We start from the raw sequence: 19386 nt of genomic DNA on the forward strand, positions 1-19386 counted from the left end.
CTACACCCACAACGTCAGGTTGTGCGCGCGACGGCGTCGCATCAGGAGCGCGCGCAAGCTGGCACTCGCGGCGTCAAGCCGGTCCGGTGAGGTTGCCGTTTCCCGCTCGCGCAGCCGTGCGCGCCAGAGTCCGTATCGATGCTCGAAGTCGCGCATGGAGACGTAATCCATCCAGTGAAACTCCGGCAGCAGATGCGCGGGCAGATTGCGGCATACCGTCTCCTGCGCCAACTGGCGGAAGTCGGGATCGCTAAAGCGCGACGTCCACGCGGGGAAGACTACGCTGACCCGTGCGTTGAAAAACGACTCGGCCTCACGCGCCTGCGCGTCGGCGTCTGCCGTCGTTCCGTCTTGCGTCGCACCGGCACGCCTTGGCCGCAACAGCACATGCTCGACCAGATAGAAGCCCTCGGATGCCTGGTTCAGCGTGCAGAGAAATTCGCGCAGAATTTCGACATAGCGTCCGGCATAAGTCACCGCGTCGTCGCCATGAAATCGCGCGAGCGGCACTTCGCCGGGTGAGTCGCTGCCAAGGCGCGCGTCGTGCGTGCGGAAATGGACGTGCACCGCGTCGTCGTGTTGTCGGAGAATGAAGTTCTCCAGACGCACGCCATGCACGAGCAGGCCACCGGGCAACGTGTCGCCGGGCTGAGCGTGTGCCCCGGCCGGACGCTCCTCAGGCTCGCCCTGAGACTTAAGCACAATCAGACGCGCCGCCGCGAATTCGTAACTTTCCTTCGTCGCCGTGTGATCTCCCTGCAACCGCAAATGCCAACGCTTCAGCGCATCGCTCAGCGGTGCACCGGGTGGCTCGGCAGGCAAGCCCAGCAGGATCGAGATCTTCGCGTGCACGCCCGCCACGTTGGGCCGTCCGTCCACCCGCACGTCCACCGCCGTGATATCGAACGCCGACGCCCGGTCGCGAGAGAGCGTCGCAATGTGACGTAGAAAATCCAGCTTGTTGTCGATCAGCCAGCGCGCGCCGTGCACGTCCTGATAATCGTCGAATCGTCGCAGGGACTTCTGTGAGTACGTCTCGCCGTACATGGCCAGCAGCACGTCGAGCAACCGGCTGCGACGGTCCTCCGCGCGGTCCTTGCGCGAGACGATCCCGGCCAATTGACTGCGGATGGCGTCCGGTGCATCCGTATAGAACGCTTCGATGTCCGGCAACGCCTCGTTGTCGATACGCTGCGAAAAATAGGTCTCGTACAGCGTGTCGACCGAGAACATGCGGCCGACCGATTGCAGATTCTCCAGATAGTTCGCCATCAGTTGCTCGGCCAGATAGAGATAAGCCTTCAACTGGTGCGCACTGACACGGTTCTCCAGCGGTGCCGTGGGCGGCACGCCGAAGCGATTGATGCCGTAGATTGCCGGAAACTGATGCTGAATCGAGAAGTATTCGCGCAATTCGCGCGACGCGCCCGTCGGTGCAGGCACCACAGTCGCCAGCGACTGCTTCGTATTTCGCAGCGTATCGAACTCGAAGCGTGCTTTGGCGAGCGCCACGCGAGCGTCGTCGAGTACGACCCGCGACTTCTCCTCACGTCGATGATCGCTGGCCGACGTCGCCGCATGCGCGCCACTCCCGAGCGCCCCGCTGGCGAAATGCAGTCGCAGGAAGTTGCTCTGCGCGTCGCCGGGAAACCGCAGGCGCAATACCGTACCGGACGCACCCGTCAAACTGTCGCCGCTCACGGGCGTTCCATCGGCGGTACACAGCGCCAGACGTTGCACGTGCGCCACGCCGTCCACCGCTTGCACCAGTCCGACGAGGCGCGCCACCGCAACCGGTGCGCCTTGCGCCTGCGCACCCGTGCTGGCGACGTATCCGTGCACCGTCCGGGGCCCGGCGAACAACGTGTCGAGCGTCAATCCGGCCTCGAACGCTTTCACGTACCGCTCGATGCGAAATCCCGAATGCACGGCACGCGCACATTGGAAGAAAACATCCGCAAAGATGGACGCCGGGTCGCGCTCGCTGTGAATCTGAATATCGCCACTCAGATACACCGGCTGAACCGGCACGACGGTTACGTCCGACAGGTCTTCACCCAGATTCCGGTGCGCGTGAAAGACTTCCCGCACCCGCAGACACACGTCGGCTTCGATCTGGGAAAGCGACGCCTCGTCGGCACTGTCGTGCAATGCATCGTTCAGTTTGATGGCGATGCGACACAACCCGTGCGCGGGCTGGCCGGTGCTCGTCGGGCGTTCGTCCCGCGTCAGCCAGACGTCTTCCAGCTCCGGGATCGTGTCGTAAAGCACCTTGCGATAGTCCTCGAACGTCAGGACTTCGCTCGGGAAAATCTCGTCCGCCGGATGCAGCGCGTGATGCCGGTAATCGATCTGTCCGTCGGCATCGGTCAGATAGTCCTCGGGCGGAAAGTCCGAGCGGTAACCGAGTTCGGTGATCGCGTAGCACAGCTGTTCGAGGATCGTGACGCCGGGGTCGTGCAGGTTGTAATCGGTCCAGCAATCGCCGCACAGCGCCTGCAAAGTCGCGATCCCGGCGCGACGCAGCGCATCGAAATCGAGCCCCTGAGGATCGGGCGCAAAGCGGGCAATGGACTCGGGGGCGTTCATTGCACCCTCGCCCCGGGCATACGGCCAGAACTATCTATCGCCGCGTTGCCGAACGCATGCCTCGCCGCATGCAGTTGTGCCTTCAGGTCGTCGATCAGCCCGTGCACGCGGTGATACGGCAGATGCCCCAGCGCTTCGACGATCAGTGCGAAAGCCGACGCGTCGAGCGCACAGACGACCGGCGCGCCCGCCGCGACGGCGTTGGCCTGGCGGTTCAACGCGCCGATCAGCTCGAAGACCCGTTTGAACGGCAACTCGCCCAGCGCGGCCATCAGCAGCTGCGCGTCGTCGGTGCCGATGACGATGTCCACCGTCGCGGGCGTGGCGCGCTCGTTCTCGTGGGTCATTGCGCCCCCTTGGGTTCCGGGTCGGTAGCACTGCCCGTCATGTCGGGATCGAACCACAGCGTGGTGAGGTAATACGTCACCCATGTCTTGGGCGCACCGGCGGCATCCCGCGTCGAGTCGTACGGACAGCCGACGCGCATTTGCAGCACATAGCTATGCTTCGCGCCGTCGGGGGCATCGACCCATTGCAGTTGAAGACGATTGCATTTGCTGCCGAAATGGGACTGACGGTAGTCGATGTCCCCTTTGCCGTTGTACGCCATCACGGCGTACGCATGCATCAGCGCGAACTTGCCGCTGCCGCGCTTGCCGACACCGGCGGTGATCTCGAACGCCTGACATCCCGTGAGCGGGTCCGTGATGTCGTGCCACTTGCCATCGGCCTGCACGCTGCGCGCGCCCGGGCGGCCGCGACGTCCGTCGGCAACCACGCGCCCGGCCACGTCCAGTTCGAACGTGGGTATGGTCGCAGGCGCTCCCAGCGCGCCCTGCCCCTGAGGCGGCCCCGATACCGCGTCGCGCGCAGGCTTCTTGCCTAACTGTCGCAAGGTGAGCGCGTTGGGGTTGTCGGGGTTGCCGAAAGCCAGTCCGCCCGCCTCGCTGTCAAGCTGGATCGTCCAGATGGGGCTCTTCAGGTCGATGTTCTGATAGAAGCTCAGCAACTTGCCCTGATTGAGCTGGGAGACCTTCAGGCCATCGACCGGGGTCTTGTCGAACCCCTCGTCCACGATGTTGAGCATGGAGTCGATCAGTTCGGAGAATGCCGTGGCCGACGGCATCTCGCCGTTGCCGAACTTACGCCGCAAAGTGTCCCGGTTACGCCGGGCGATCGGTTTTCCGTTCATGGTCGTCATCCGAAATGATGAAGGTGGTGCCGATTTCCAACTGACTGAGCGTGGTCGGCACGCCCGCGTAATCCTTGTCGTCGTCCACCGCTTCGATGGCGTGATTCGCTACCGGGATCGCAATGCTCCACGGATACAGCGGAACGATGTCCGTCTGCGGGGCCGTGGCAGCGCCCGAGCGCCGGGCGGTGTCGAACAGCGTGAAGGTCTGCATGTCGGTGCCCGCTGCTGCGGTCGCGTAGGGGTCCGTGACAACCGTCGCGATGCGCAGCATCGAAAAGCCCGAGACGTACTGCACATACGGCAACGAGCCGATATACGCCTCGAGATCGTGTTGCCGGATACACCATCCGAAGTGCGTTCGGTAGCCCACATCGTCCTGCCACGGCGTGAGATAGCGCGAGATCGCCGCGTTGAGCAGCGCGAGGTAATGACCGTTGCCCGCGCGATCGGTGAAGCGCACCTTGCAGCGCACCTGAATGCGTTCGTAGACCGGGTTCTCGACGGAAACACTCGCCCAGGGCGACGACAACGCATTCGCAAACTCGGCGATCTGCTGGACGACGTTGCCGTCGAGCATGGGCATCTGCTCACCGTCTTTCGTGGCAGGCCAGTACGGTAGCGGCACTACGAGCGCCTGCCCTGGGCGAACACAATCGACCGGACCGTGCCGGGTCGACAGGTTCGCGAAGCACTTCACTTTGTAGACTTCGGCAAACGCCTCGAGAATCATCGATTCGAAGTCGGCGGGCGTGACCGCGCGCTGCTTGTGGCGCAACCGTTCGCTCACACGCGTACGCATCTGTTCTCGCGTCTCCTGTGCCCGGCCGCCGCACGATGGCAGCGGTTGCACGACGGACACGATGCCCGGGAGCGGACGTCGACTGCGCGCAATGGTGCCTGCTGGCAGGACCATCGGCACTTCCGGCGGCACGTCTGCCCCGCGACGGACCTGCACGGCTTGCGCATGCACCGCGTACAAACTGCAATATTTCTCCATATCGCGGTTGGCGCTCACGCGCAGCCAGTACAGCCCGTCGGGCATGACGGTGTTGCGACGGCCGATATCGTCCGGCACCCGCAACGTCACAATTCCCGAAGTCATGAGCTTGTGCGTGCCGTCCGTGAGGACGTCGCGAAGCGCGAGCGGCTTCCAAACGTTGTTGCCGAGATAGCTCCAGCGCAAGCCTGCCGGTCGTCCGTCACCGCTGGCGTCGTCCGCGGCTCCCGTCACCGGCCGGGAGTCTTCGCGAAGCTGGAACAGCAAGGTCAATGTGTCGCCGAGGTCGTTCGCATCGATGCCGATGTACAGGTTGCCCGCATCTTCGAAGCGTGGGAGTAGCTCGGGGGCTGGATAGCTCGTCATGTCGAGCGATTCCCAGCCGGACGGGAACAGATGCAGGAAGCGCCCGTCTTCGTCTCGATTCGCAATCCGCTCGACGCTGATCGCCCCCGTCGCGCTGTAATCGAACGAGATGGTGTTGACGATGGGCGTGTATGGGGCACGCGGCATCGGGCGCTGTTTGCGCCACATACGCTTGCGTGAGTTGGCGAGCATCGTCGACGACAGCACCTGCGGGTACGCCTCATGCCCGAAAGCGAATGCGGGCGCGGCAAATGTGAACTTGAAGAATCCATTCTTCGCCCCCGGCCCCCACGTGAGCGGATGCGCGGCGCTAACACCCTCGTCCGGCTCGAAGAGATGCGCGAGCGAACCCGCCTCCCACACGATGACGTTGTCGATGCGCTCGCCCTTGCCGGGCGTGACCCGCGTGTGAAAGAGCGGCACGACGGGACGCGGCGCGTCCCCAGCGGGCAACCATCCACCCTTGGCGAGCACCTCGACCGACGCCACATAATCTTCGTTCGTGAGACGCACGTCGTAGCCGTCGTACCACGTGCCGAAGCCGCCGGTCACACGCGGCAGGTCTGCCCACTCGATGCGAAGACCGAACCGTGTGATGCGCTTGGCCGCCATTTCCGTACTGCCCGCCACCAGATAGCTACCCAGTCGCGGCAGCGGCCCGAACGGTGCAAACGGTGTTGCCGCGCTGAGCTGACCGATGTTGTTATAAAGCACCAGATCGCGACAGCCATGCGCGTCGACATCGATTTGCGCGCCGGTCACGGGCAGATTGCGCAGCAGGCCATACGGGAACAGATACGCGCCGGGATTGATGACGCAGCGCACGAGCGGCGTGTCGACGTCGAAATTCTCACCGTGCAGCGTGGGCGAATAGCGCACCACCGACGGCGCCTCCGGAGCGAGCGCGAAGCTGAGCGTCAGTTCGTTGCCGAACAGTCCGGGCACGTAACCGGCAATATCGATCCAACCCTTCTCGCCCGTCAGTGAGACGGAGAACAAGCTGCGTAGAATTTTCAGATAGAGGTCCTGACGACGCAGATGGGTTTCATCCGACGATTGCCTCCCGTCCGGCGCCTCGCTGCCGTCAACGGATATGGCAGTGCTTTCTACCGGCGTATTGAATACGGCGTCGGCGATGTGCCCCAGTTGCGTGACCAGCCGTTCGTCGGCAAACGTAATCGTCAGCCGGATGACGCGCTCGCCCTCCTTGAGCAACAGCACCTTGCTGGCCAGCGCAAAGCCGACCCGCGCGGCACTATGCGGGCTGATACCCGCGCCGGGCTTCGGCGCGCCAAGCACCGGCCAGGCTTGCGGATGCTCCACGCCGGGTGGCCCGCATGGCACGTCTTCGAACCACGCCGCCGTGGGCCACTTGCGCCCCGTCGCACCGTTGTCCGGATCCTCCGGTAGCAGGTTCTCCGGCATGCTGTATCCGTTGTGGTCGAGATACAGCGTCTGCACGCGCGTCACACGTGCACCGCTCACACGCAGTTCGTCTTCCGATTCGTAGACGATGTCGTGACCGTGTGCGTCGACCCCGGCGGGGAACGCCGTCCCTGCGGGGACCACAACATCCCTGGCATCGGGATTGCGACGCAATACCAACCACGTCCGATCGGGTACCACGCCACGCGGCGCACTGCCGAGCATACGTTCGTAGTAGAAATCGATGAACTTCTGCGTGTACCCGTTGAGCTTGTTCTGAAGCTTTTCGAACTGTTTGACGAACGCGATCAGCAAGCCGATGGCCGGATCGTGATTGCCGCTTTGGAGCGACGCAGGCAGGCGGGCCAGCGCCTCTTTGCGCACCATCTCAATGGCCTTCATGTACGCATGAAAATCCGCGCGCACGTCGGCCTTGCCCGGCACGGCGTCAGGTTCAGGCGTAGCCGTGTTGGTCACAGGCGCATGCGGCGAGCGCTCCGCCTCGGTCCAGACGGCGTCGAGCGGCTCGCGCAGCGACATCGATTCGATCACGCGCGGCACGCCGGAAGCCCGCCGACTCAGTTGCATGATGACGGCCCGCAGCACCGTGCGCAGTGCCAGTCCGTTGTCCGTCTGCGCTTGCGAGAGCGCCACATACCAGCCGTTGAGCGTGACGACAAGTTCCGGGACCGGGGATGCGCCGATCATCGCGCGAACGCCTGCGCCGTGGCCGCGCACGCCGTCATATTCCGGGGTGTCCCGCCACCATTGCGCGAACCGCTCCGTCTCGCGCGACAAATCGAACGCCAGAATGCGACTCATGACGACGGTTTCGTCGGCGCGAAAGAATGGCGACCAGTCGCCCTCAGGCTTGTCGTCGGCGTTGTGAAAGCGCACCAGCGCCGCGAACTCGACAACGACATCGAGCAGCTCGTGAAACGTCATCTCGTCGAGATGGAAATACCCATCCTGCAACGCGGGCAGCGCCCGCATCGCCTGACTGGTGCCATCTCGAATGATGAGGTTGTGCATCGGTTCGTGTTGTCGTTGCGCTGATCGTGACGATTCTTGTTATCGGGACACCGGGCCGGGTTACCGTTGCGGCTCGATCTGCACCGTCGGCACGTTGGTGCCTTCGAGGAAATAGAACGGGTAGACCATGTTGCTGCGGGTGTTCGTGCCGCGCACCGTGTAATCGATCAGCACGTCGACGCGCCCTTCCATCGCGTTCGACGCGTCGATCTCGATACGCTCCACCGTGACGCGGGGCTCGAAGAACAGAATCGCCCGATCGATGGCGTCGCGCATCTCGGTCATCACGCTCTCGCTGATTTCCTCGAAGACGTACGCCTTGATCCCGCAACCGAACGTGGGCTGCATGATGCGCTCGCCCGGCACCGTGGAGAGGATGATGCCGAGGCTTTCGCGAATATCGGCCTCGGCTTCGACCATCTGCGTGCGGCCGCTGCCCGCGCTGTCGCCGAAGCGCGGCGGAAACGCCCAGCCAGTGCCGAGAAAGGATTTATCTGTGCTCAAACGCGCCTCCCGCGCTCAGCCGCCGATCATCACGGTCGGACATCCCATCACGATCGCGCCGCCGTGCGCGCACGTGTCTCCCACGCGTGCCGCCGGCTTCCCCCCGATCATCACCGTCGTCGAGCCCATCACGATGCTGTCCGGCGGACCGACGCAGACGCAGTTGTCCGTCACCACGGCGGCAGGCAGCTTGCCGACCAGCACCGTGGGCACGCACGGACCGATGATCGGACCGCCGACGTGCGGGATCGGCGCAGGCACGGCGGGTGTCTGCATCGGGCAGGTGTGCATGTCGGTCAATCTGGCGGCCATCGGCATGTCGTTATCTCCTTTGTCTTTTTCCGACGCGTGGCGTGCGCGTCAGTTGATCATCACCAGCGCGCCCTTGACCGTCGTCTGGCCGCTGGCCGAAAGCTCGGCCGTGGCCGATCCCTTGGCCGTGAAGCCAACGTTCGCGGTACTGGTGATGTTGAGCGCCTGACTCTTGAGGTCGGCCTGCGCGGTCTGCTCGATATTCCCCACCGCGCTGATGCTCACCTTGCCCTTCGCATTGATGACGATGTCCTTGGGGCTGTCGAGCGTGATGCCGTCCGGCGTCATCTGGATCTTGTTGTCGTTCTGATCGGTCAGGCAGATCGACTTGGCATCGTCGCTCATCTCGATCGTGTTCTTCTGCGGCGTGATGAGCGTGATGACCTTCTTGTCGTCGTCGAAGATGACCTTGAGCAGCCCCTTCGTCCAGAGTGCTTTGGTGAAGTTCTCGGCGGTCAGCTCGTAAGGCATCTTGTGCTGGCTGCTGTAGACGCTGCCCAGCACCACGGGATAGGACGGGTCTCCGTTGAGATATCCCAGAATGACCTCGTCGCCGATCTCGGGGATGAAGAATGCTCCAACGCCTGACGAACCGTAGAAGCTCGCGAGCCGTGCCCAGACACCGACCGTCTCCGCCTGCAACACCTGCACCGCGACCTGAATCCGGTATTGACTCTCGGGGTCGGCATCGAGCTTCGTGACGACGCCGATCTGCAAGCCGCCGACACCCGGCACAAGGCCCGACGCCATGACATCCCCCGCGCCCCGGCGCTCGGAGAAGCGTTCGGGCGACATGCCGAAATCCACCTCGGAGATCCAGTTGCCGTCGGCAATGCGATGCTGCACGGCGCTCACGAACACGCTGCCGCTGAAGCGTTTGCCCACGCCCTCAACTTCGATCATCGTGCCCGGCTTAGCCAATGCGCTGCCCTGAAACGACATATGTCCGCGAATGCGAGCCAGTGCCGCGCGCATTTGCGTGGCGTCGCTCCAGGACTTGAGATCGTCGGACGGCACCGGCACCGTCGATTGCAGACGGAACGTGGCTGGCCCTGCGACGCTCGCCAGTGTCGATGCGCTCAGATTGCCCTGCTCGTAGAGCGACGCGGACCCCGCCGTTTGCTGCACCATCGCCTGCGTGGACGGATCCCACGCAGCAGCCACGACGCTCTGCAACTGCGTGCGCGCATCGATGTCGGCCGAGAACGACATGAGATCCATGCCGTAGGTCACTTTCAACACGGCGGCTGCACTGGTTTGCGGCGCTTTCACCGTGATCTTGCCGTCGTCGTCGGCAATGACCAGCGCACCGTTCGCCTCTGCGCGCAGCAGCATGAAGTCCCAGTCCGTGCTGTAGAACTGGACGATTTCCTTGTGCTGGGTGGTGGTCGCGGCGACATCGGACGTCGCACCCGCCTTGCCGATCAACTGGCCGATGATGTCGCTGTCCTTCATGTCGATGTAGTTGGCGTTGCAACTGCCAATCGTCATCTTCACGGCCTTGTGACGGCATTCCAGCACCAGCCGTGCTTCGTTACCGCCTGTAATGCGAATGCTGTGGCGGATCAGCACGCCGTCGAAAATCTGTGTGGCATTCGATCCATAGCCCGCGCTGATCACGATGGCCGCGCCGGGCGCGAACGTGTCCATGTCGCTGACCGGAAAGTCGTTGTCGGGCATATCGCCGTCGAGGATCTCGATGCGCGCCTGACATATGCGCCCGACGGCGCGCTCGATATCTACCGAAATCACGCGGATCGTGTCGGCAAGGGGCGAGCCGTTGCTGGTGATCGTCAGCTTGAGCACGCCGCTGGAATTGAGTGCGGGAGAATCGGCCATAGCGTCAGACAAGCGGCGGGAAGCGCAGCATCATGCCCGGCTCCAGCTTGCGGAAACCGGTCAGATTGTTGATGCGCGCGACTTCGCGGTAATACGAGGGATCGTTATAGATGCGGTTGCACAGCAGCGGCAGCGTGTCGCCCGCCGTGACTTCGACGAGGTGACTCAGGTCCGGCGAGCTGAGATTTGCACGCAGCGAACTCTCGGTCGCGCTCACCCAGCCGACAATGCCCAGCGACACACGGGCACGCAGCGGCTCGCCGGTGGGTTTGAACATCGTGTAGTCGAGCCCGATGGACTCGACACGGCCAAAGAAGATGAACGTGCCCCACAACAGACGCACGTAATTCGGCTCGTGCTTCTTGCCGTCGTACTTGTAGATCACCGCCAGCATGGCGTCGATCATGTCCTTGACGCTGCGCGAGTCGGTGCCATCCACCACGCCGGTTCCGTCGAGCACGAGATTGTCGATGCTGATGGTTTCGGGCCGCACGGCGCTAAAGCGCGGCGTAGCGCTCGGCTGCCCGAGCGTCTGCTTCTTGTTGTACTCGATGCTCAGCTTGCGCTTATAGCCGACCGGGTTGATCAGCGCTTCGAACGGCGTGCGGCTGTTGTCAACGGCAATCTGGCCGCTCGACACCGTGCACGGCGCAATGCTGAACTTGCGACGGGTAAGACTGGTCGCCACGGCTTAACGCTCCTTCGCCCGTTCGAGCAGGTCGAGCACCAACGAACGGCATTCGGCGAGCAAATCGGCTCGCGCCTGTTCGTCGAAGCTGCGCGACACGCCCGGCTCGTCGATCGGCGTCGTCAGTGCACCGACGGTGTCGGAGGCACGCTGCACGACCGTAGATTTGATGCTCAGATGACCGATTTCGATTGGCATCGGCGAATCCCCTTGTGCGCTTTGCTTGTCTTCACGCCATGCGGTTCGAGTAGGTGTAGCTCAGTACGATCTTCTCGATGGCCACTTCGTTTTTCGTCGAACCGAAACTCTCGATTTCCCACTTCACCGGAAAAGCGTTCGCAAACGTCCAGATGCGAATCGGCAGATGCAATTCGTCGAGCAACTGCACCATCAGCGACTGTGGCCGGATCGGCACGGTGAACTCGCCCTCGAACACCGAACGGCACCACATCACCAAGGGCGAAGTCATTGAAGCGATGCCCCGCTTGAGCTCCAGATGCGGATGCTTGACGCCCTTCGGCAGCGTATGCACAAAGCGGTTCTCCCCGCCCTCGGGCACTGCTTCCGTATCGAGTTCCGTCGCGATACCCGACACATCGCGAAACGAAGCATCCATCGCACCGGCGGTGGACGCGAACATCACGCGGAAATGAAAGGCTGACGGTGGATAGGGATCGAACGGCGATGACGGCATAGCGCACAAGCGTGGTAATCGGAACAGCAGGGAATCGAACGCATCCCCCGGACATGCACGACGGCGGCCGACGCTGGCGGCCCGCGAGGCGGGCACACCAGTGCGGCATACACACGTCAGCTATTGGCGATGGTCAGCCCTTCGTGCACGATCTCGATGGTCTCGATGGCGACTTCGTTGCCTTCGGACTTCAGATCGGTGCCCGTGATCTTGGTCGGCCACGCGTTGGCGAGCGTCCAGACCATCGTCGGCTTGCCCGCTTCGTCGAGCAGGCTGATCGTCACCGGCACCCGCTTGATCGTGTTCATCTTGATCTGGTTGAACCAGTCCCAGAACTTGTTATCGGACTTGAACACGCCCTTCTTCATGGTCACGTTGCCGTACTTCTTCATGCCCGGCATCTTGATCACGGAGAACTCGGGGCTATCGCCATGACGGTATTTGATTTCTTCGGACTGCACGTCCAGGCCGCTCACTTCCTGAAACGACATGACCTGCGAGTCCCACTTGACCTGAAAGTAAAACTTGGGAAGGGGCCAAACCGTGGTGGATTGTTTCGAACCATCGTCTGCCATCACACACCTCGTCTATTGATTGCATGCGGAAAATGCCGGACCGTGCCCACGTTTCGCGCTTCGCGTCGACATCTGTCGATCTCCTCAGCGCGCAGCGGCTATCGTCCGGCCTAGCGGATCGCGCCCGAGCGCGCTCAGGACTTCTGCATCTGTTGCTGGAACGTCAGCTCGATGAATTCGGCCGGACGGCTCACCGCCACCAGCACCGTCACCTTGAGCATGCCTTCGAGAATGTCCTCGCCGGTCATCGTCTCGCCCAGCCCCACGAAGACCTGGAAGGCATCGTCCGGGCTCGCACCCGCCAGACCGCCGCGCTTCCACACGCTGGTGAGGAAGTTGCGCACCATGCTCTTGATCGTCACCCACGTATTGGCCGTGTTCGGCTCGAACACATAGGCCTTGCACGCGAGGCGCAGCGACTCTTCGATCATGATCATCGTGCGGCGCACGCTCAGGTAGCGCCAGTCGAGACTGTTACCGTCGAGCGTACGTGCGCCCCACACCATCACGCCTTCGCCGATGAAACTGCGAATGGCGTTGACAGACTTGCCCGTGGTCGGCACGTTCAGGTCTTCCTGATCGGCATTCGAGATGTTCACGCACGGCGACACTACGCCGTTCAGGCTGATATTGGCCGGGGCCTTCCACACGCCGCGCGTGTTGTCGACCAGCGTGTAAAGACCCGCCATGCCAGCGGCGGGCGGCATCAGGTTGATCTTTTTCTGAAGCGACTGGAGCACCTGCACATAGACAGCGCTGATGACGCTCAACGTCTTGTGCAGATCGGCGATGGCAGCCTTCGTCATGACCGGAGGCTTGGCTGCGGCCGTGGCGTCCGCCTTGGCGGGGACGGCTGCGGCTGCGTCACCCTCGGCGGCCGGTGCGGCTGCTGGCGTGGCGGCGGCATCGGCTGCACCTGCCGGTGCGGCATCCGTCTTCGCTGCGTCGCCGCCCGTGAGCTTCGCCAGGACAGCCTTGACCTGTGCGGCCTTCGCTTGTGCGGCCGGTGACACGGGTGCCGGAGGATTGAGCACCGAATCGAGTTCGGCGGTGATCAGCGTCTGGAGCTGGCTCAGGTTGGCGAGCTTCGTGAAGTCGAGATCCTTCTCCGTCACGATCGACGTGTTGACCCACGGGTAGTACCCCGCGCCGAAGTCGAGGAAGGAGGAACCGACGTCGTCGCGGAAGTCGGTGATGCAATCGCCGCCAGGCGTCTGACGGTCCCACGCGCCACCGAACACGTCGAGAATCGCAAACCGATTACGCATGGTGTAACCACAGTGCATGAGCATTTCCTTCTGCACCGAGGCACAGTCTTGACGCGACAGACGCACCGCGTCGGGCACGAGCACCATTGTCGGTTCCTGCTCCTTCACGAGCGACTGAATTCCCTTGATCAGGTCGTCTGAGCTGACGCTGCCGCCATCGTACGTGCCGACCGACACGATATAGCACGGGCCGCCGCCGTTCTGGAAGAAGAACAGCATGCTGTAGTACAGCAAGTACTCGATGCCTTGCGGCGTGAACTTGAACGGCTTGCGTGCGCCCTGTGCACCGATGAAGAGGTCGGTAACGACGGGACGTGCGGGCGGCGTGGCGGCAGCGTCGCCCCCGGCGGCATCACCGGCCGCAGCATCGGTCGCTGGCTTGGTCGGTGCCGTCGCTGCGGCCACCGCGTCGAGCGAGTAAGTCGTCGGCGGCGGGCCACCGAAGTACATCAGGAATTCGGCCATCGAGCTGATACGCCACGGCGTACCGGCCAGCGGCGTGCCCTTGTTATCGGCGAACTGCGTGTAGCCGATGAAGGCAGGCACGGCCGTGGCGACTTCGACCACGGAATTGGGAAACGCGTTTTGCTCGACTACGTATACGCCTGGTGTTTTGTATTGCGCCATGTGTTCACCTCGGTCATCGATGTCAATTGATGTAGATCTCGGATACCAGTACTGCCCGGCTTTGCGCCGCTAGTTCAGCGTCCTGCGGTTTGTGCACCTTCGGCGTCTTCTGCGTCAGGCTGCCGATGTCGGCATTGGGCAGTCTCCGGATCAACACGCGTTCACCCGACCGGCCCCGTTCCCGCAACTGAAATCGCTGCGGGTATTGCTGCTGCATTGCAATCGCTTGCTCACTCTCGAAGATCACGGCGTGACGTCCACCCGGCCGCGCCTCGCGGCCTGCCGTGACAAAGCTCACCTTCTCGTCCAGATCGACGATATTGAGCGCGTCCGCGCTATCCGCGGCTTCTGCTCCATCCGCGCACACGTAGTAATAACGCCAGCAACTCTCACGCGCGCCAAAATTCGCCACGTAGTCGACGCCGCCCGGTTCGCCGCCTGTCACCTGATCGGCGAGATCGATCTGCACCACCAGCACAGGCGGATTCACACGATCGGCGCGTTCGAGATACGGCGAGAGCGATGGCGTATCGACGGGAACGACATCGCTAGCATCGACGTAGGGTTGCGCATGCAGCCGACGTGACGACGGCAGTCCATCGACGGGCACACTCGCTTCGCTGGTGACGAAGCACACTGACGGGCCAAGCTGCGCGGCCGGGCGTGTCGGTGACGTGTAAAGGGAAAATGCGGTGTCCTGCGCGTACCACTTGAAGGTCGCCATTGCATCACCGCGTCGGAGGCCGTGGAGCAGAACGTCGCGACGCTCAGTGGCGCAGAAAACCGCCACACCCTGACGATGCGCACGCACGAGCAGGTCGCGGCGGCGCACCCACTCGGCAGTGTCCGGCGTGGCTTCATGGCGAAGCCACAGATGCGGCACCGTCCAGTAGGCGTGGGTAACGTCGATGGAAAACAGGCGCGTATAGCCCGGCACCACCGGCGTGGAAGCAGACGTGGGCATCCCCTTAGGTCCGCTCAGTGACTGATCGCCGGAACCGGCGCACGCACGGTCGGCACAGTGCCGGTAATGTCGCCGGTATCCGGTGCCATCAGGCGAACCTTGTACAACACGGACGGCAAATACTTGCCGCCGAGCATCGTCCAGAGGTTGCTGAGTTCGCGGATATCCAGATTCTCGATCTCGAGCATCAGCCGGTCGATACGCGGATCGAGCGACGGCGACGAGCGATGATCGAACACGGGATTGCGTTGGAAGAATGCGATGGCCGCTGAGATCAGCTTAAGCGAATCCTGATAATGGCCGCCCGTGAAATTGGCCGCCACCATCACATAGAGATTGAGATACAACGGTGCCACGCCAAGCGACAGGCTCGATGCACCCGCGTCTCCCGGAATGCCCTTGCGCACCGGGCCGGAGTCGCGCTCGATGTGCGTGAGCATTACGACCAGACGGTTGCTGGTGTTGGCGACAGCTTGACCGTTGACGTCGACCAGACCGGACATCGTCACGATGTCGCCGTCGAGCGTATACGTTTGTTTTAAGTGTTCGTTGAGCCGCCCCGCAAGGTGCCCCACAGCAGCGTTAATCATGGTCCCCGATACCCTTTCGCAATGCGGTTGCAAAATCTGATTCGGTACAACACTTTCAACTACCGGAACTTGCGTGTCGCAAAATTTCTTACATCGTGTCGTATGGCGAAACACGACGATCTGGATTCCTGAGCGTTCTTGCGCCGCCCGGAATGTTGGCTTTTGATTTTTTGCTGCGGAACTGTAGCACAAGCGGGTGGCGAATAGCGCGCTCGTGAAAATTCGTAATGAATTGCGCAGTCTTCCAATGGAAACAGCCCACCGGTTATCGGACCGGCGGGCTGTGCATTTCGAGCGAGTAGAGATGCCCTGGCGCACGTCCCGAATACTTGTCCTGACGCAGCGCAAAGCGTTCCGCTTCGCTCAGACGCGCCCCAAAGGCCGGGTAGACCTTCTCGCCCTGCCCCGCGATCCGGACCGGGCGTTCGCATCTCGAAGATCGACGGTTGCGACAAAGAATTTCTTTCGCACTGGCACAGATAAACTGATTTGCGACGTCGGCCGGAACACGTCAGACTTCTCCGCTTCGCCATGCCTCAAGAGGACGCCAACGATGTTCGGCCTGATCACCAACCGCAACGTGCTGCGGTTGTCCTTCGCGCAAGCCCTTGCCGGTGCCAACTCGACGGTCGTCTACGCGACGGCAGCGATCATCGGCCACATGCTCTCGCCCGATCCGACGCTGGCGACGCTACCGATCTCTGTCTTTGTCCTGGGCATGGCCATCTCCACACTGCCCGTCGGATCCATCACCAAGCGCTACGGACGCGTCGCTGCGTTCATCGCGGGCAATGCCTGCGGCGTGGCGATGGGTCTTCTGGCGGCCGTCGCGCTCATCTTCCATTCGTTCGCGCTCTTCACTTTCGCCATGATTTTCGGCGGCGCGTATGCGGCCGTCGTGCTGACGTTCCGGTTCGCGGCGGCAGAGTGCGTGTCCGCTGAAGAACGGCCCAGAGCGCTATCGACTGTGCTGGCGGGCGGTGTGGCCGCAGGTGTGCTCGGCCCGCAACTCGTGACCGGCACGATGAACGCGTGGCCACCGCACGCTTACGCCGTGACGTATCTGAGCGCCGCTGTCGTCGCCCTGCTGTCTGCCATCGTGCTGGCCGGCGGCAAGTTCGACATGCCGCGCAAGCCCGCTCAGCCGGGGGCATCGCAAACCGCGCAGGAAGGCCGTCCCGTTGCTGTCTTCCTGCGCGACCCGAGATTGCTCGTCGCCATGCTCTGCGGTGTCGTCACGTACATGCTGATGAATTTCATGATGACGTCCGCACCGCTGGCGATGGAGCTGTGCGGCATTGCGCGCGAGCATGCAAACTTCGGCATCGAACTGCACGTGATTGCGATGTACGCCCCCAGCTTCTTCACCGGACGCCTGATCACACGCTTCGGCGCGCATCGCATCGTGCTGCTGGGGCTGGTGCTGACCGCGTGTGCGGCGTTCGCCGGTATGGCCGGGCTCACGGTCGGCCACTTCTGGGTCGCACTCGTGCTGCTCGGACTGGGCTGGAACTTCGGTTTCCTCGGTGCCTCAGCGATGGTGCTGACGTGTCACTCCCCTGAGGAAGGTCCGCGCGTGCAGTCGGTCAACGACTTCGTCGTCTTCGGCGCAATGGTCATCGGTTCGTTCGCCTCGGGCAGTCTGCTAACGTCATTGGGCTGGACGGCCGTGGCCGGTCTCATGCTGCCGCCGCTGGCCATTGGTGTGATCGGCGTCGTGTGGCTTCAATGGAGCCGCTCGCGAAAGCATCAGGCTGTCTGACCATGCGCGTGAACGCCGATTTCTCGCAACGAGCCGCTGTCACGCCCACGCAGTACGTATGGGTACCGTCACCGCAAGCTGGGGTCGAGCGCGTGATGCTCGACCGCATCGGCACAGAAAAGGCGCGTGCGACGAGTATCGTTCGTTACGACGCGGCGTCCGACTTTCCCGCGCATAGCCATCCGGGCGGCGAAGAGATTCTCGTCCTGTCCGGCACGTTCTCCGCCGACGGACACGACTATCCGGCCGGATGGTATCTGCGTAATCCACCTGGCTCTTCACATCGTCCGTCGAGCCGGGACGGTGCGACGATTTTCGTCAAGCTCATGCAGATGCCTGCTTCACAAGACACCGTAGTGCGCATCGACACGAGCGACGCGGCCAACTGGCGTACGCTCCCCGGACAGGATGTCTGTCCACTGTTCAGCGATGAACAGGAGCGCGTTGTGTTGATCCGTCTCGCGGCAAATGCGCCGTTGCGCTCACCGCGCCTCATCACTCAGCCACGCATCGTCGAACTGCTTGTTCTCGATGGGACGTTGCTGGTCGATGGCGATGCTCACGCGGCAGGAAGCTGGATACGCTTGCCTGCGGACGATATCGCCTCGTTGGCCGCTGGCAACACCGGCGTGACGGTCTACCACAAGGCCTATGCGTCCCCGAGACCGCTGCCCCCGGCATCGGCTACATCACCCGCGTACGCCTGACTTCAGATAGATAGATCACGATCAGTGACACCCACACGATGCCGTACATGAGCATGAAGCAGCTCGACCGGATCTTGAGGATGTCGAGCAGTGCGCCGAACATGATCGGCAGCAGAAAACCGCCGAGTCCGCCGGCAAGCCCCACGATACCGGTGACCACGCCAAGATTTTCCGGAAATTCGTCCGAGACGTACTTGAATGTCGACGCCATGCCGAACGCGAACACCGCACCGAGGATGAACGCAAGCAGTACGAACGCCACCACCGACACGCTAATGTGGAACGTCTGCGGCCCCTCGATCGTGTAGATGACGAAATCCGTCTTCGGGTAGGACAGCAGGAACAGACAAATCCACGCCACCCACAGGCACCACCACGTCACCGCATGCGCGCCGAACTTATCGGAAAGCACGCCGCCGACGGCGCGCAGCACCGACCCCGGCAGCGAAAAGCCCGCAGCCACCGCCGCAGCCATCACCACCGTCATGCCGTACTCCGCCTTGAGGTACTGCGGAATCCACAACGAGAGCGCCGTGAAGCCCCCGAACGTGATCGAGTAGTACTGGCACAGCCGCCAGACGCGCACGTTGCCCAGCACCTTGAAGGATTGCAGGATCGAGCCGCCCTTCTTTCCCGCGCCCGGGTCTGGTGCCGAGGCAACCCAGAAGATCACCGCCGTGACGAGCAGCGCAATCGCATAAATGCGCGGCACTTCCCGCCATCCGTACGCGGCTTGAAGACTCGGCGTAATGAACAGATTGACAGCAGCGCCCGCTGTCCCCGCGCCAAAAAAACCCATCGCAAAACCCCGCTTCTCGGGCGGGAAGAATCGCGCTACGTACGGCGTTCCGACAGCAAACGACGCCCCGACGCACCCCAGAAACAACCCGATCAGCAAGAACTGCCAAAGCTGTGTGGCGTAGCTCACGATGTACACCGGAATCGCGCAGGCGACGAGCAGCACGGTCATCACGATGCGGCCGCCGAAGCGGTCCGTCCAGATCCCGAGCGGCAAGCGCATCACCGCACCGGTCAGCACCGGCGTTGCTGTGAGCAGACCGAATTCGGTGCTGTTCAGCCCCAGGTCCTCGCGCAACTGGATGCCTAACACGCCGAACATCATCCATACAACGAAGCACACGAGAAACGCGAGCGTACTGGCAAACAGCACCGAATACGCCTTGCCACCCGGTGCAGGCGTGCCGTCGGCAGATGACTTCGATACGGTAACGAGTGCGTTTTCCATGCCCTC

General features: G+C 62.7%; 17 protein-coding genes. 2 read left to right on the forward strand and 15 right to left on the reverse strand.

All coding sequences use genetic code 11. The features are described from left to right. The 14 genes from PCO31010_RS01540 to PCO31010_RS01605 all read right to left on the reverse strand — a co-directional run bounded on the left by PCO31010_RS01540 (nucleotide 1) and on the right by PCO31010_RS01605 (nucleotide 15665). Entirely contained in the window at nucleotides 1-2589 is a 2589-nt protein-coding gene (locus tag PCO31010_RS01540; protein WP_150662684.1) for a hypothetical protein, read from the reverse strand. Continuing rightward, nucleotides 2586-2936, reverse strand: a complete 351-nt coding sequence (locus PCO31010_RS01545) for a hypothetical protein (protein WP_150662685.1) — start codon at nucleotides 2934-2936, stop codon at nucleotides 2586-2588. Before PCO31010_RS01545 ends, PCO31010_RS01540 begins: the two co-directional genes overlap by 4 nt. Next, nucleotides 2933-3781: a hypothetical protein gene (locus tag PCO31010_RS01550; protein ID WP_150662686.1), complete on the reverse strand. Its 849-nt coding sequence runs from the start codon at nucleotides 3779-3781 to the stop codon at nucleotides 2933-2935. Before PCO31010_RS01550 ends, PCO31010_RS01545 begins: the two co-directional genes overlap by 4 nt. Continuing rightward, the gene (locus tag PCO31010_RS01555; RefSeq protein WP_150662687.1) at nucleotides 3753-7604 is read right to left on the reverse strand and encodes a baseplate J/gp47 family protein; all 3852 of its coding nucleotides are present in this window, start codon (nucleotides 7602-7604) and stop codon (nucleotides 3753-3755) included. Before PCO31010_RS01555 ends, PCO31010_RS01550 begins: the two co-directional genes overlap by 29 nt. Nucleotides 7605-7664: 60 nt before the next feature. After that, a complete protein-coding gene (locus PCO31010_RS01560; protein WP_150662688.1) occupies nucleotides 7665-8108 on the reverse strand; it encodes a GPW/gp25 family protein in 444 nt (147 codons plus the stop codon). Between the two features lie 15 nt (nucleotides 8109-8123). After that, nucleotides 8124-8420 carry a PAAR domain-containing protein gene (locus PCO31010_RS01565; protein ID WP_246184387.1) on the reverse strand — a complete coding sequence of 99 codons (297 nt, stop codon included), beginning with the start codon at nucleotides 8418-8420 and terminating at the stop codon, nucleotides 8124-8126. A gap of 48 nt (nucleotides 8421-8468) precedes the next feature. After that, complete coding sequence (gene vgrG / locus PCO31010_RS01570) at nucleotides 8469-10259, reverse strand: type VI secretion system tip protein VgrG (RefSeq protein ID WP_150662689.1); 1791 nt, start codon at nucleotides 10257-10259, stop codon at nucleotides 8469-8471. A gap of 4 nt (nucleotides 10260-10263) precedes the next feature. Then, nucleotides 10264-10947: a CIS tube protein gene (locus PCO31010_RS01575; protein ID WP_150574167.1), complete on the reverse strand. Its 684-nt coding sequence runs from the start codon at nucleotides 10945-10947 to the stop codon at nucleotides 10264-10266. A 3-nt stretch (nucleotides 10948-10950) separates the two neighbouring features. Continuing rightward, the gene (locus tag PCO31010_RS01580; protein WP_150662690.1) at nucleotides 10951-11145 is read right to left on the reverse strand and encodes a DUF5908 family protein; all 195 of its coding nucleotides are present in this window, start codon (nucleotides 11143-11145) and stop codon (nucleotides 10951-10953) included. 31 nt (nucleotides 11146-11176) lie between these two features. Beyond that, nucleotides 11177-11641, reverse strand: coding sequence for a phage tail protein (locus PCO31010_RS01585; RefSeq protein ID WP_150662691.1), 465 nt, complete (start codon nucleotides 11639-11641; stop codon nucleotides 11177-11179). 116 nt (nucleotides 11642-11757) lie between these two features. Beyond that, a complete protein-coding gene (locus PCO31010_RS01590) occupies nucleotides 11758-12216 on the reverse strand; it encodes a phage tail protein (protein ID WP_039398341.1) in 459 nt (152 codons plus the stop codon). Between the two features lie 134 nt (nucleotides 12217-12350). Next, nucleotides 12351-14111: a phage tail sheath family protein gene (locus tag PCO31010_RS26830; RefSeq protein ID WP_150662692.1), complete on the reverse strand. Its 1761-nt coding sequence runs from the start codon at nucleotides 14109-14111 to the stop codon at nucleotides 12351-12353. Nucleotides 14112-14133: 22 nt separating this feature from the next. After that, entirely contained in the window at nucleotides 14134-15075 is a 942-nt protein-coding gene (locus PCO31010_RS01600) for a hypothetical protein (protein ID WP_150662693.1), read from the reverse strand. A gap of 14 nt (nucleotides 15076-15089) precedes the next feature. Next, nucleotides 15090-15665 carry a Pvc16 family protein gene (locus tag PCO31010_RS01605; protein ID WP_150662694.1) on the reverse strand — a complete coding sequence of 192 codons (576 nt, stop codon included), beginning with the start codon at nucleotides 15663-15665 and terminating at the stop codon, nucleotides 15090-15092. Nucleotides 15666-16218: 553 nt separating this feature from the next. On the opposite strand from PCO31010_RS01605, the gene PCO31010_RS01610 reads away from it, so the two are divergent. Together PCO31010_RS01610 and PCO31010_RS01615 are read left to right on the forward strand one after the other, a co-directional pair. Continuing rightward, nucleotides 16219-17427: an MFS transporter gene (locus tag PCO31010_RS01610; protein ID WP_150662695.1), complete on the forward strand. Its 1209-nt coding sequence runs from the start codon at nucleotides 16219-16221 to the stop codon at nucleotides 17425-17427. 2 nt (nucleotides 17428-17429) lie between these two features. Further along, entirely contained in the window at nucleotides 17430-18134 is a 705-nt protein-coding gene (locus tag PCO31010_RS01615) for a cupin domain-containing protein (RefSeq protein ID WP_150662696.1), read from the forward strand. On the opposite strand, the gene PCO31010_RS01620 is transcribed toward PCO31010_RS01615, so the two are convergent. Continuing rightward, the gene (locus PCO31010_RS01620; protein ID WP_150662697.1) at nucleotides 18112-19380 is read right to left on the reverse strand and encodes an MFS transporter; all 1269 of its coding nucleotides are present in this window, start codon (nucleotides 19378-19380) and stop codon (nucleotides 18112-18114) included. The two genes, PCO31010_RS01615 and PCO31010_RS01620, sit on opposite strands and share 23 nt — an antisense overlap. Nucleotides 19381-19386 lie beyond the last annotated feature (6 nt).

Origin of the sequence: Pandoraea commovens, from assembly GCF_902459615.1 — a bacterium.
Lineage (GTDB): Bacteria > Pseudomonadota > Gammaproteobacteria > Burkholderiales > Burkholderiaceae > Pandoraea > Pandoraea commovens.